The following is a 12,846-nucleotide window of genomic DNA, read 5'->3' as shown; positions in this document are numbered from 1 at the left end:
GTCTACGCCCGGCCCCAGGACGCCCGGCTGCCGGCGGGCCTGCCCGGCGGTGCCGGTCCCGGCGCGGGCCGCGACGCCGGGAGCCCTGGGGACGCCGGGGCTCCCGGTGACGGCGACAACGGCGCCGGGGCGCATGGCCGCGGCAACCAGCGTCCGGTCGGGGCCGGGAAGGGGACGGGCCGGTGAACCCCGCGAACTATCTGATCCTCGCCGCGCTGCTGTTCACCATCGGCGCGGTCGGTGTCCTGCTGCGCCGTAACGCGATCGTCGTCTTCATGTGCGTCGAGCTGATGCTGAACGCGGCGAACCTGACCCTGGTCACCTTCTCCAGGATCAACGGCACCCTGGACGGCCAGATCATGGCGTTCTTCGTGATGGTGGTGGCCGCGGCCGAGGTGGTCATCGGCCTGGCGATCATTCTTACGATCTTCCGCACCCGCCGGTCCGCCTCGGTGGACGACGTGAACCTGCTCAAGTACTAGCCAGTTCCTCAGGTGTGTCACCGGTGACGATCTCACCAGGCGCCGGTGGGACGTGGTGGCCGGGACCCCGGTCACGGCAGAACGGACGATGAGTGCAGTGACGCATATACCCCACGGCCATACGCACCGTGTCGACACGCGTGGTGTCGACGCGTGTGGCGGCAGGGCATCCGAGGGCCGTGCATCCGACGGCCACCTGCCTGACGAGCACCTGCCTGACGGCCACCGGCCAGCCGGCCGCCTCCTTGCCGGCCGCCTCTTCGAGGGCGAGGTACCCCATGCCGCATGAGGTAGGACACGAGGTGGGATACGCGGCGGCCAGCGGCGTGTTCTCGGCCACGTGGCTGCTGCTGGTGCTCCCGCTGGCGGGGGCGCTGATCCTGCTGCTCGGCGGGCGGAGGACCGACCGCTGGGGCCATCTGCTGGGCACCGCGGCCTCCGCGGCGAGCTTCGTCGTGGGGCTGGTGCTGTTCTTCGGGCTGCGCGGCCGGGCCGCCGATGACCGGCAGGTCGCCCAGCACCTGTTCTCCTGGATCTCGGTCAACGGCTTCCAGGTGGATGCCGGCCTGCTCTTCGACCAGCTCTCCGCGGTCTTCGTGCTGCTGATCACCGGCGTGGGGACGCTGATCCACATCTACTCGATCGGCTATATGGCGCACGATCCCGGGCGGCGCAGGTTCTTCGCCTACATGAACCTGTTCCTGGCGTCCATGCTGCTGCTCGTCCTCGGGGACAACTTCCTCGTCCTGTACGCGGGCTGGGAACTGGTCGGCCTGTCGTCCTTCCTGCTGATCAAGTTCTGGGAGTACAAGCCGGCCGCGGCGACCGCGGCCAACAAGGCCTTCTACATGAACCGGGTCGGCGACGTGGGGCTCGCCCTGGCCATCATGCTGATGTTCGCCACGGTGGGCAGCACGAACTACGACTCGGTGCTCGGCGCCGCCGCCGCCGACGTCATCGGGTACGGCACGCTGACCGCGATCGCCCTGCTGCTGTTGCTCGGCGCCTGCGGCAAGTCCGGCCAGTTCCCGCTGCAGGCATGGCTGCCGGACGCGATGGAGGGCCCGACCCCGATCTCCGCGCTCATCCACGCCGCCACCATGGTGACCGCCGGGGTCTACCTCATCGCCCGCGCCAGCCCGATCTTCACCGAGACCCAGGCCGCCCGGACGGTGGTCGTCATCATCGGCGCCGTAACGATCATCATCGGCTGCGTCATCGGCTGCGCCTACGACGACATCAAGAAGGTGCTCGCCTACTCGACGGTGAGCCAGATCGGGTACATGTTCCTCGCCGTGGGGCTGGGCCCGGCCGGTTACGCGCTCGGCATCGCGCACCTGCTGGCGCACGGCTTCTTCAAGGCCGGCCTGTTCCTCGGCTCCGGCTCGGTGATCCACGCGATGGACGACGAACAGGACATGCGGAAATACGGTGGCCTGTGGCGGCTGATGCCGGTCACCTGGGCCACCTTCGGCCTCGGCTACCTGGCCATCATCGGCCTTCCCCCGCTGTCCGGGTTCTTCACCAAGGACAAGATTATTGAGGCTGCCTTCGACAAGGGCGGCACCAGCGGGTACCTGCTCGGCCTGACCGCGCTGCTCGGCGCGGGCATCACCGCCTTCTACATGACCCGGCTGTTCCTGCTGACCTTCCACGGGGAGCGCCGCTGGTCGTCCTCGGGCGAACACGCGAAGCACCCCCACGAGTCCCCGAGGGTGATGACCGGGCCGATGGCGCTGCTGGCCGTGGGCTCGGTGTTCGCCGGTGGGCTGTTCATCGTCGGCGGCACCCTGCAGGACTGGCTGGCACCGGTGTTCGGCGAGGGGCACGAGGAGGGCGCACACACGCTCTCCCCGGCGGTGGTCACGGCGCTCACCCTGCTGGTCGCCGCCGGCGGCTTCGCCGGGGCCTACCTGCGCTACCAGCTCCGCCCGGTGGAGGCCGTCGGCCGCCCCGACTCCGAGGTCGGGCTGGTCACCGTGGCCGCCCGGCACGATCTCTACGCCAACACGTTCAACGAGACCGTGTTCATGCGCCCGGGGCAGTACCTCACCCGCTTCCTGGTCTGGCTGGACACGGTCGGGGTGGACGGGCTGGTCCGGGGCACCGCCGCCGGGATCGGCGGCCTGTCCGGGCGGCTGCGCCGCACCCAGACCGGGTTCGTCCGCTCCTACGCGCTGTCGATGTTGGGAGGTGCTGTCCTCGTGGTCATGACGGCGCTGCTGGTAAGGACCGGATGACGTGAACAGTTTCCCGTGGTTGACCCTCCTGTTGATCATCCCGGCCGCCGCGGCGGTCGTCGTCGCGGCCGTCCCGCGACGGCTGGGCACGCTGGCCAAGCAGGTCACGCTGGCGGTCACGCTGGTGGAGTTCGTGCTGGCGCTGCTGGCGACCATCGCGTACGAGCCGGCAAAGGCCGGCTTCCAGTTCTCCCAGAAGTACTCCTGGATCAAGCAGTTCGGCATCTCCTACTCGGTGGGCGCCGACGGGATCTCGCTGGTGCTGATCCTGCTCGCGACGCTGCTGGTGCCGATCGTCGTGCTGGCCTCCTGGGACGAGGTCGACGCCGCCTCCCCGGACGGCGCGCCGGTGGCGGGCAGGCGCAGCGTCCCGGCGTTCTTCGCGCTGCTGCTCGCGCTCGAGGCGGGGATGGTCGGGGTGTTCGCCGCCACCGACGTCTTCCTGTTCTACGTCTTCTTCGAGGCGATGCTGATCCCGATGTACTTCCTGATCGGGAGCTACGGGCCGGTGAAGGAGCAGGCGCAGCGGTCCTACGCGGCGGTGAAGTTCCTGCTCTACAGCCTGTTCGGCGGGCTGCTCATGCTGGCCGCGGTGATCGGTCTCTACGTGGTCTCGTCCGACCAGCTCGGCACCGGCACCTTCGACTTCGCCACCCTGCGCCAGCTGGACATCACCCCTGGCGTGCAGAAGCTGCTCTTCCTGGGCTTCTTCATCGCCTTCGCCATCAAGGCGCCGCTGTTCCCCTTCCACACCTGGCTGCCGGACGCGGGCGCGCAGTCGCCGACCGGCGGCGCGATCCTGCTGGTCGGCGTCCTGGACAAGGTCGGGACCTTCGGGCTGATCCGCTACTGCATCCCGCTGTTCCCGGACGCGTCGTCCTACTTCGCGCCCGTGGTGCTCGCGCTGGCGGTGATCGGGATCTTCTACGGGGCACTGCTCGCCATCGGCCAGCGGGATATGAAACGCCTGGTGGCGTACACCTCGCTGGCCCACTTCGGCTTCATCGCGATGGGCACCTTCGCGCTGACGTCGCAGGCGGGCACCGGTGCCGTCCTCTACATGGTCAACCACGGGCTGTCGACGGGCCTGCTCTTCCTCGTCGTCGGCTTCCTGGTGGCCCGGCGCGGCAGCCGGGACGTGGGGGCCTACCGCGGTATGGCGCAGGTCACACCGGTGCTGGCCGGCGTCTTCCTCATCGCCGGGCTGTCGTCGCTGGCGCTGCCCGGCCTGAACAGCTTCGTCAGTGAGTTCCTGGTGCTGGCCGGGACGTTCACCCGGTACCGGGCGCTGGCCATCGTGGCCACCGCCGGCATCGTGCTCGCCGCGATCTACATCCTCTATCTCTACCAGCGGACGATGACAGGACCGGTGGTGTCCGAGGATGCTCGTGGAGTGCTCGATCTCAGCGTCCGCGAGAAGATCGTCGTCGCACCGGTGGTCGCTCTGATCATCGCCCTCGGCATCTACCCGAAGCCGCTCATCGACATCGTCCGGCCGACTGTCACGGCGACGTTCGAGGATGCCGGGCACACCGACCCCACACCAACCGCCCCCGTGAACGCAAGCCAGGCCGGAGGCCACTCGTGAGCGCCACAGCATCCGCCATCGCCGCCCCGCAGGTGCTGGCCCAGGGCGCGCAGGGGACGATCGACGTCCCGGCGATCCAGTACAGCGCGCTGAGCCCGATCCTCATCGTCTTCGGGGTGGCGCTGGCGGGTGTGCTCGTCGACGCGTTCGCGCCGGCCAGGGCCCGCCGGGGCATCCAGCCGCTGCTGGCCGCGGCCGGGTTCGTGGCCGCGTTCGTGGCGGTCGTCCTGCTGCACGCCCGACGGCAGGTGCTCGCGGCCGGGGCGCTGGCCATCGACGGCCCGGCCCTGTTCCTGGAAGGCGCCATCCTGCTCTTCGCCCTGCTGGCGGTGCTGCTGGTCGCCGAGCGGCGGCTGGACTCCTCCGGCGGGGCGATCGTGGCGTCGGCGGCGATCACCCCGGGGTCGCCGGGCGCGACCGCCCAGCGTTCCTCCGCGGCCGTGCAGACCGAGGCGTACCCGCTGATGGCGTTCTCGGTGGCCGGGATGCTGCTGTTCGTCTCCTCGAACACGCTTCTGATCATGTTCGTCGCGTTGGAGATCCTCTCCCTGCCGCTGTACCTGCTCGCAGGCCTGGCCCGCCGCCGCCGCCTGCTCTCCCAGGAGGCGGCGATGAAGTACTTCCTGCTCGGCGCCTTCTCCTCGGCGTTCTTCATCTACGGCCTGGCCTTCATCTACGGCTACGCCGGCAGCGTCAGCCTCGGCCGGATCGCCGATGCCGCGGGCACGGTCGGCGCGAACGACACCTACCTCTACCTGGGGGTGGCCCTGCTCGGCATCGGCCTGTTCTTCAAGGTCGGCGCCGCGCCGTTCCACTCCTGGACACCGGACGTCTACCAGGGGTCGCCGACCCCGATCACGGCCTTCATGGCCGCGGGCACGAAGGTGGCGGCGTTCGGCGCGCTGCTGCGGCTGTTCTACGTCGCCTTCGGCGGGCTGCGCTGGGACTGGCGGCCGATAGTCTGGATCATCGCGATTCTGACCATGGTGGTCGGCGCGGTGCTGGCACTGACCCAGCGTGACATCAAGCGGATGCTCGCCTATTCGGCGATCGCCCACGCCGGCTTCCTGCTCACCGGGCTCGCCGCGGCCAACAGCGACGGGCTGAGCGGCTCCCTGTTCTACCTGGTCGCCTACGGCTTCACCACGATCGCCACGTTCGCTCTGGTCACCCTGGTGCGGACGGCGGACGGCGAGGCGAGCGACCTGTCCCAGTGGCAGGGGCTCGGGCGGCGCTCACCGCTGCTCGCGGGGATCTTCGCCTTCCTGCTCCTCGCCCTGGCCGGCATCCCGCTCACCAGCGGATTCACCGGGAAGTTCGCCGTCTTCGAGGCCGCGATCGCCGGTGACGCGACGCCGCTGGTGGTCGTCGCCCTGGTCACCAGCGCGATCGCCGCGTTCTTCTACGTCCGAGTGATCGTTCTGATGTTCTTCCAGGAACCGGGTGCGGACGGCCCCATAATTGTCACTCGTCCGACACTCACCTACGCGGCCGTCGGCATCGGCGCGGTCGTGACGCTCCTGCTGGGAGTCGCGCCACAGCCTCTGCTCGATCTCGCCGGTACCGCGGCCACGTCCGGCTTCGTACGCTGACGCCCAGGGAATCCACATGAGCGCAACGGGGCTGAACCTCGTGGGGATCAGGACCGACCCTGATCTGGAGCAGGCTGTCCGTCGCGGCCTCCACGAGGTCGAACGGCTGCTACGCGACGCCGTCCGCAGCGACGTGCCGTTCGTCACCGAGACGTCCCGGCATCTGGTGGACGCCGGCGGCAAGCGTTTCCGGCCGATGGTCGTCCTGCTCGCGGCCCATTTTGGTGACCCGGACGCCGTCGGCGTGCTGCCGGCCGCGGTCGCCATCGAGCTCACCCACCTGTCGACGCTGTACCACGACGACGTCATGGACGAGGCGCCGCTGCGGCGGGGAGCGGCGTCGGCGAACGTCCGGTGGACCAACACGATCGCGATCCTCACCGGCGACTTCCTCTTCGCCCGGGCCTCGGATATCACCGCCGACCTGGGGCCGGAGGCCACCCGCATCCTGGCCCGCACGATCGCGACCCTGTGCGAGGGGCAGATCCGGGAGACCGTCGGGCCGGTACCGGGACAGGACCCGGTCGAGCATCACCTCCGTGTGATCAGGGAGAAGACCGCGTCACTGATCGCCACCTCCGGCCGGCTCGGCGCGATGCTGGCCGGGGCCGATCCGCTCACCGTGGACGCCCTGGCCGCCTTCGGCGGCTACTTCGGGGTGGCCTTCCAGCTTTCCGACGATCTCATCGACGTCGCCTCCGACCAGGCCGCCTCGGGTAAGACACCCGGGACGGACCTGCGGGAGGGGATTCCCACGCTGCCGGTGCTCTACGCGCTTGAGGAGGACGACGCCGCCGCGGCCCGGCTGCGCGGCCTGATGAAGGACGGCTTCGCGGCGGAAGGCGCGCTCGCCGAGGCGCTGGACCTGCTGCGCGGCCATCCGGCCATGGGACGTGCCCGCCGTGAGGTGGCGCGCTGGGCGGGCCAGGCACGCGGCTGCCTGGCCGGGCTGGAGGAGGGGCCGGCCAGAACCGCGTTGGCGGCACTCGCGGACTACGTGATCGACCGCACCAGCTGACCCGTTCGCGGCCGCGTCGAGCGGCCTGTGCGCGCCCGGATGCGAACGCCGGATGCGCTGGACGCCCGGATGACTCCGGGCGAGCGGATGACTCCGGACGCCCGGATGACTGTTGAAGGAGCCGAGCGGAAGAAGCCGGGTGGAAGGAAAGGAGTGGGAGCCGCGCGGACGGCGCGGCCCCCACACAGGTGGATCCGGCTGTTTCCTTCCACCCGGTTTCTTATCTGCTCAGCGGCGAGAACGGCGGGGGATCGTAGAACTCGATCAGCTTGGTGGGCCTGTCGCCGAATGCCCCGCCCGCTCTGGCCGGGTGCGGCTGCGGGGCCGCTGCCTGGGCGTCCGGAGCCACGGCGGAGGACGTCGGCGGCTGGCTGGTTGAAGCGCTGCTCCCGGTGGCTGCCGGCACCGCCGCCGCGGGGGGCAGGGCCTCCGACGGGACGGGTGTGGGAGGGACCCCCACCAGGCCGGCCGCCGGGGCGGGTGCCCCGGCCAGTGGTGTCTGACCTGTCTCGAAGCCGCGCAGCGTGGTCGTGGTCGGCTGGGCGGATGGTTCGCTGGTCCGGGTGACTTCGACCGGATCGGTCACCGCCCCGCCCGGGAAGGCGGGCTGCTCAAGGGCGGGCTGTGTCGCCGGCGCGGGCGTCGGGGGCAGCGGGCCGGCCTCGCTGGGGGCGGCGTCGGCGTAGTACGCATGGGAATAGTACGAATACGCGGGATACGGGTACTCGGGATGGGTGGCTACGGCCTGCGGGAGATCCGTGCCCGCGGGGCTGGGAGCGCCGGCTGCCCACAGCGGGTCGTTCCCGGCGAAGCCCGGGCCAGGCGTGACGACGGTCTGCGGCGGTGGGGCGGCCGGCCGTGCCGCCGGTCTGTGCACGTTGCGGGAAGTTCTCCCCGCCGTCTGCTGGAGAACCGACGGCGAGCTGCCCAGCCCGACCGACGGTGCCGCGGCGGCTGCCCCGAGGTCGACGACCTGCTCGTCCTGGGCGCCGGCCAGGGCTATGCCGGTGAGCAGGGCGGATATCCCGGCGAGAGAGGCGGTACCGGTGGCGACCAGCCGGTTGCGGCTCGGCCTGGGCTGTCTGACGGTGGGCTGTCTGACGGGGATCTCCCGGTGCGCGCCGCGGCGTGTGCCGTGTGCCTGCCGGTCGTCCGGCCGTGCCCTGTCCGCGCCGAACGGGGACGGCCCGCTCAGCGTGTCCGGTTCAGCGGAGTTCATCAGTTGCTGGCGGGGGATGAACATCGCTCCCGGGCGCGCCGACACCGGCGGGGGGAACGCCGGCGCGACGGGCCGCAGGCGGGCATCCGGGCCAGCGTCGCGCTTCCGGAAGATCCGCGGTGATCTGACGGGCTCGGCCGCGCTCGGGCTGTCGGCGGTTGCCGCGCCGGCGTCGGCCCTCCTGCCGCCCGGCGTGCCGGTGGCCGCGGGTGTGCGCGCGGGAACGGCCCGCTGGGAGGCACTTGCTGCCTGCTTCCGTGAGTGCCGGGCAGCGGAGTGGTTACCCACGGCTCACCTCGCCCGCCACGGGGAGCGGCACCCAAGGAGAACGCTGTTGGACCTGCCGGCAACGGGACGATCTGTCCTGCACTGTGCCTCCGGATCGGTAGCTTGCTGTAGCCCCCGCGCTGTAGTCCCCACGCTGTAGCCCTCGAGCTGTAGCCCCCGAGCCCCCACCGCCCGCCGAGCTGTTATGAAGATCCAGAAAGGCGGATTCGGGATGCCAGAGCAATCACAATGCTAACCGACCGGTCACGGATGTTCCGACGCCATATGGACAACTTTCCATCAAAGGCGCTATTCGCTCCGCTGAGCGGCCTGCCGCTGTCCGGATGGCTCGAAGCGGTCCGGCATCCGTAGTGGGCCAGCGGCCGCCCTGGTGTAGTCCGGCCCGACCGGAGTCCCGAGGAGAAGAATCCCAGCCGCGTTCCTCGGTGGCCCGAGTTTCTCCGGAGCGGCGGATGTACAAGAAATTGTTTCGTAAAAGTCGTACGAAAAGAAAATTTTACGCCTGTCGATCGGCTGGTGCCGCGGGGCCCGGCGGGTATGCCCGCAACCGCGGCCGCGCGCTCCTCGAACTGTCGGGAGCCGACCGGCCGGGCCGCTCCGGTGGCTCCCGGCCGGACACGACCGAAGAGCCACCGGAGACGGTCCCGGGGGTGAATCTCAGGAAACCGTCCAGGTGTCGCCGCTGCCCAGCAGCTGTATCAGGTCGCCCTCGCCCTGGCGGGCCCGGGCGTCGGCGATCTGCTCGTTGAGCTGTTCGTCGTAGGTGGGCAGGTCGACGTCCCGGAAGACCCCGATCGGCGTGACCCCGGCCGAATCGCCGGTCAGCCGGGACAGCTCGAACGCCAGGCCCGGCTCGGCCGCGTGGGCGTCGTGGACCAGCACGCCCTCGTCGGTCGCGGCGCACACCTCCAGCTTGCCGTCCGGAGCGCGGCGGATGCCCTTGTCGCGTTCCGCGCCGAACACCAGCGGCTCACCGTGGGCCAGCCGCAGGGTCGCGTCGTCCTTGGACGAGCGGTTCTTCAGGGCGTCGAACGCCCCGTCGTTGAAGATGTTGCAGTTCTGGAAGATCTCCACGAAGGCCGAGCCGGGGTGGGTGGCGGCCGCGCGCAGCACCGAGGTCAGGTGCGCGCGTTCGGAGTCGATCGACCGGGCCACGAACGTCGCCTCGGCGCCGAGCACCAGCGAGATCGGGTTGTAGGGCCGGTCCAGCGAGCCGTACGGGGTCGACTTCGTGACCTTCCCTACCTCTGACGTGGGCGAGTACTGGCCCTTGGTCAGCCCGTAGATCCGGTTGTTGAACATCAGGATCTTGATGTTGACGTTGCGGCGCAGCGCGTGCAGCAGATGGTTGCCACCGATGGACAGCGCGTCGCCGTCACCGGTGACGACCCAGACCGACAGGTCCGGCCGCGAGACCGCGAGACCGGTCGCGATGGCCGGCGCCCGGCCGTGGATGGAGTGCATCCCGTAGGTCTTCAGGTAGTACGGGAAGCGCGAGGAGCAGCCGATGCCGGAGATGAACGCGATGTTCTCGCGGGCGATCCCGAGCTCCGGCAGGAAGCCCTGGACGGTGGCCAGGATGGCGTAGTCACCACAGCCGGGACACCAGCGGACCTCCTGGTCGGAGGTGAAGTCCTTGCGGGTCTGCGGCTGGCTGGCGGCGGGTATGAGGTCGAGCAGCCGGTTGGTGATACCGGTCTGGTTCGTCGTGACGGTCACTGCTTGATCACGTCCTCCAGGACACCCGCCAGTTCGGCGGCCTTGAACGGAAGCCCACGGACCTGGTTGTAGCCGATGGCGTCGACCAGGAACTCCGCCCGGATCATGGCCCTGAGCTGGCCGAGGTTCATCTCGGGGACGAGGATCCGGTCATAGGCGCGCACCACGTCGCCGGTGTTCTCGGGGAACGGGAACAGGTGGCGCAGGTGTGCGTGGGCGACCTGGAGCCCCTGCGCGCGGACCCGGCGGCACGCGGCCGCGATCGGCCCGTAGGTCGAGCCCCAGCCGAGGACGAGCACCCGGGCCTGCCCGGAGGGGTCGTCCACCTCGAGAGCGGGGATGTCGCGCGCGATACCGTCGATCTTCGCCTGGCGCAGGCGCACCATGCGGTCGTGGTTCGCCGGGTCGTAGGAGATCCCGCCGGAGCCGTCGGCCTTCTCCAGGCCGCCGATGCGGTGCTCCAGCCCGGGGGTGCCGGGCACGGCCCACGGCCGGGTGAGCGTCTCGTTGTCGCGCAGGTACGGCCAGAACTCCGGGCCGTTGTCGCCGGTGTGGTTCGGCCCGGTCGCGAACGTCACCGGCAGGTCGGGCAGGTCGGCCCGGTCGGGCAGCAGCCACGGCTCCGAGCCGTTGGCGAGGTAGCCGTCCGAGAGCAGGATGACGGGGGTGCGGTACTTCGTCGCCAGCCGGGCGGCCTCGATGGCGGCGTCGAAGCAGTCCGCCGGGGAGCGCGGGGCGATCACCGGCAGCGGCGCCTCGCCGTTGCGGCCGTGCACGGCCATGCTGAGGTCGGCCTGCTCGGTCTTGGTGGGCAGCCCGGTGGACGGCCCGCCCCGCTGGATGTCGACGACGACCAGCGGGAGCTCGAGGGTCACCGCGAGGCCGATGGTCTCGGTCTTCAGGGCCAGGCCGGGCCCGGACGTCGTGGTGACGCCGAGCGAGCCGCCGAAGGACGCGCCGAGGGCGGCGCCGACGCCGGCGATCTCGTCCTCGGCCTGGAAGGTCCGGATCCCGAACCGCTTGTGCCTGCTCAGCTCGTGCAGGATGTCGGAGGCCGGGGTGATCGGGTAGGAGCCGAGGAACAGCGGCAGCCCGGTGAGCTCGGCGGCGGCGATCAGCCCGTAGGACAGTGCGAGGTTGCCGGAGACGCGGCGGTAGCGGCCGGGCTTCATCCGGGCCGGGGCGACCTCGTAGACGACGGCGAAGGCCTCGGTCGTCTCACCGTAGTTGTAGCCGGCACGCAGCGCCGCGATGTTCGCGGCGGCGATCTCGGGGCGTTTCGCGAATTTTTTCTCAAGAAACGCGACGACACCGTTGGTGGGCCGCTGGTAGAGCCAGCTCATCAGGCCGAGCGCGAACATGTTCTTCGCCCGCTCGGCCTCTTTCTTGTTGACGGTGCCGGTGCTGCTTTCCAACGCGTTCACCGCGTCGATGGTCATCGACGACAGAGGCACCCGGTGCACCCGGTATCCGTCGAGGGTGCCGTCGGTGAGCGGGTCGGAGGAATATCCGGCCTTCTTCAGGTTGGCACTGGTGAAGGCGTCGGTGTTGACGACGAGGTCGGCGCCGGCCGGCAGGTCCTTCAGATTTGACTTCAGCGCCGCGGGATTCATCGCCACCAGCATGTTCGGGGCGTCCCCGGGCGTCAGGATGTCGTGGTCGGAAAAATGGAGCTGAAATCCTGACACGCCGGCCGGGGTGCCGGCTGGGGCGCGGATTTCGGCCGGGAAGTCCGGTAGGGTGGACAAGTCGTTGCCGAACGCCGCCGTCTCACTGGTGAACTGTTCCCCGGTGAGCTGCATCCCGTCGCCCGAGTCGCCCGCGAAGCGGATGACGACCCGGTCGAGTCGATGGATTTGACGATCCCTGACCTGGCCTGACACGTTGTGTAACCTCCTCGGGTACCACTTGAGCGTACCGGCCGGACTATTGGCGTGGGGCGCAACGTCCCGACGGGGTCAGGCCCGTGTGATGAATATGACACATCCCGATGGGGGCGGCGCGTCGGCCAGCTGCTGGGATGTCGGCGATGAAATACTTTGCGGTTTTCTGGCGGAATGACAAAAAATTCGATTTTGTCAGGATATCCGCAAATTTTGTGTAAAAATTGTGTAATTGGATGTGCTGACCTGTCTCTCTGATGCTATCAGGCGGCCAGCCCCGTACCTGTTGCGGGTACCGCTTGCGAGGAGACGCGGAGAACGTGCGGTGAACAACGCCCGCGGCCGGCGGGGCGCGCCCGGCGGGGCGGTGGAGCCGGACCGGCCGAGACGTCCGCCCACATCCTTGTGGGGCGGACCGGATGAGGCCCACCGGTCCTGGACTCCTTGAGGGCCTGCCGGCCGGCCCTGTGCGGGGTCAGCGGAGCCGGAGACGAGCTCGCCGGGCCGGAGAGCCGGCGCTACACGGCCCTGCGCGCGGGGCCCATGGTCCGGTGGGGCGCGCGCAGGGCCGCGGCCGGGAACCCTATGGCCGGCGGGCCCGGGCCATACCCGGCCGGACACATCGGATTACGCCGGCCGGGAATCCCATGGCCGGCGGGCCCGGGGCGTGGGATCCGGTGGGAGCATGGCCAGGTGGGCAGGCATACGGATGCTGCCAGCGGCGACGCTGTCAGTAGTGGCGGCACCGCCGGTGGCAACGCTGCCGGTGGCGGCGCTGTTGGCGGCAGCGTTGCCGGCGGCGCCGACACCGCCGCGC

Annotated in this window: 9 protein-coding genes and 1 pseudogene; 6 read left to right on the top strand and 4 right to left on the bottom strand. The window is 70.1% G+C overall.

Annotation, left to right across the window (positions count from 1 at the left end; all coding sequences use genetic code 11):
* From NBX02_RS20095 to NBX02_RS20070, 6 genes and pseudogenes are all read left to right on the top strand, one after another.
* Positions 1-186 (top strand): annotated as a pseudogene (locus tag NBX02_RS20095) (NADH-quinone oxidoreductase subunit J); the annotation flags it as partial.
* On the top strand, positions 183-482 hold the full coding sequence (nuoK, locus tag NBX02_RS20090) for an NADH-quinone oxidoreductase subunit NuoK (RefSeq protein ID WP_250285606.1): 300 nt from the start codon (positions 183-185) through the stop codon (positions 480-482). The pseudogene NBX02_RS20095 and the gene nuoK, both read left to right, overlap by 4 nt.
* A gap of 278 nt (positions 483-760) precedes the next feature.
* On the top strand, positions 761-2,722 hold the full coding sequence (gene nuoL / locus NBX02_RS20085) for an NADH-quinone oxidoreductase subunit L (protein ID WP_250285605.1): 1,962 nt from the start codon (positions 761-763) through the stop codon (positions 2,720-2,722).
* A gap of 1 nt (position 2,723) precedes the next feature.
* Positions 2,724-4,310, top strand: a complete 1,587-nt coding sequence (locus tag NBX02_RS20080; protein ID WP_250285604.1) for an NADH-quinone oxidoreductase subunit M — start codon at positions 2,724-2,726, stop codon at positions 4,308-4,310.
* 17 nt (positions 4,311-4,327) lie between these two features.
* Positions 4,328-5,902, top strand: coding sequence for an NADH-quinone oxidoreductase subunit NuoN (gene nuoN, locus NBX02_RS20075; protein WP_250285607.1), 1,575 nt, complete (start codon positions 4,328-4,330; stop codon positions 5,900-5,902).
* Between the two features lie 16 nt (positions 5,903-5,918).
* Complete coding sequence (locus NBX02_RS20070; protein WP_250285603.1) at positions 5,919-6,920, top strand: polyprenyl synthetase family protein; 1,002 nt, start codon at positions 5,919-5,921, stop codon at positions 6,918-6,920.
* Positions 6,921-7,140: 220 nt separating this feature from the next.
* Here NBX02_RS20070 and NBX02_RS20065 read toward each other — a convergent pair whose 3' ends face one another.
* From NBX02_RS20065 to NBX02_RS20050, 4 genes are all read right to left on the bottom strand, one after another.
* On the bottom strand, positions 7,141-8,427 hold the full coding sequence (locus NBX02_RS20065) for a hypothetical protein (RefSeq protein WP_250285602.1): 1,287 nt from the start codon (positions 8,425-8,427) through the stop codon (positions 7,141-7,143).
* A gap of 657 nt (positions 8,428-9,084) precedes the next feature.
* Positions 9,085-10,146 (bottom strand): 2-oxoacid:ferredoxin oxidoreductase subunit beta, encoded by a 1,062-nt coding sequence (locus tag NBX02_RS20060; RefSeq protein WP_250285601.1) that lies wholly within the window; start codon positions 10,144-10,146, stop codon positions 9,085-9,087.
* Positions 10,143-12,029 carry a 2-oxoacid:acceptor oxidoreductase subunit alpha gene (locus tag NBX02_RS20055; protein WP_250285600.1) on the bottom strand — a complete coding sequence of 629 codons (1,887 nt, stop codon included), beginning with the start codon at positions 12,027-12,029 and terminating at the stop codon, positions 10,143-10,145. Before NBX02_RS20055 ends, NBX02_RS20060 begins: the two co-directional genes overlap by 4 nt.
* Positions 12,030-12,656: 627 nt before the next feature.
* The coding region (locus tag NBX02_RS20050; RefSeq protein ID WP_250292551.1) for a hypothetical protein at positions 12,657-12,846 on the bottom strand (190 nt) is incomplete at its 5' end.

The sequence above is a fragment of the Protofrankia sp. CiP1_Cm_nod1 genome (assembly GCF_920888515.1).
In the GTDB taxonomy this organism is placed as follows: Bacteria; Actinomycetota; Actinomycetes; order Frankiales; family Frankiaceae; genus Protofrankia.
Note: the sequence above shows the minus strand (reverse complement) of the source record. Positions and strands in the feature narration are given on the sequence as shown.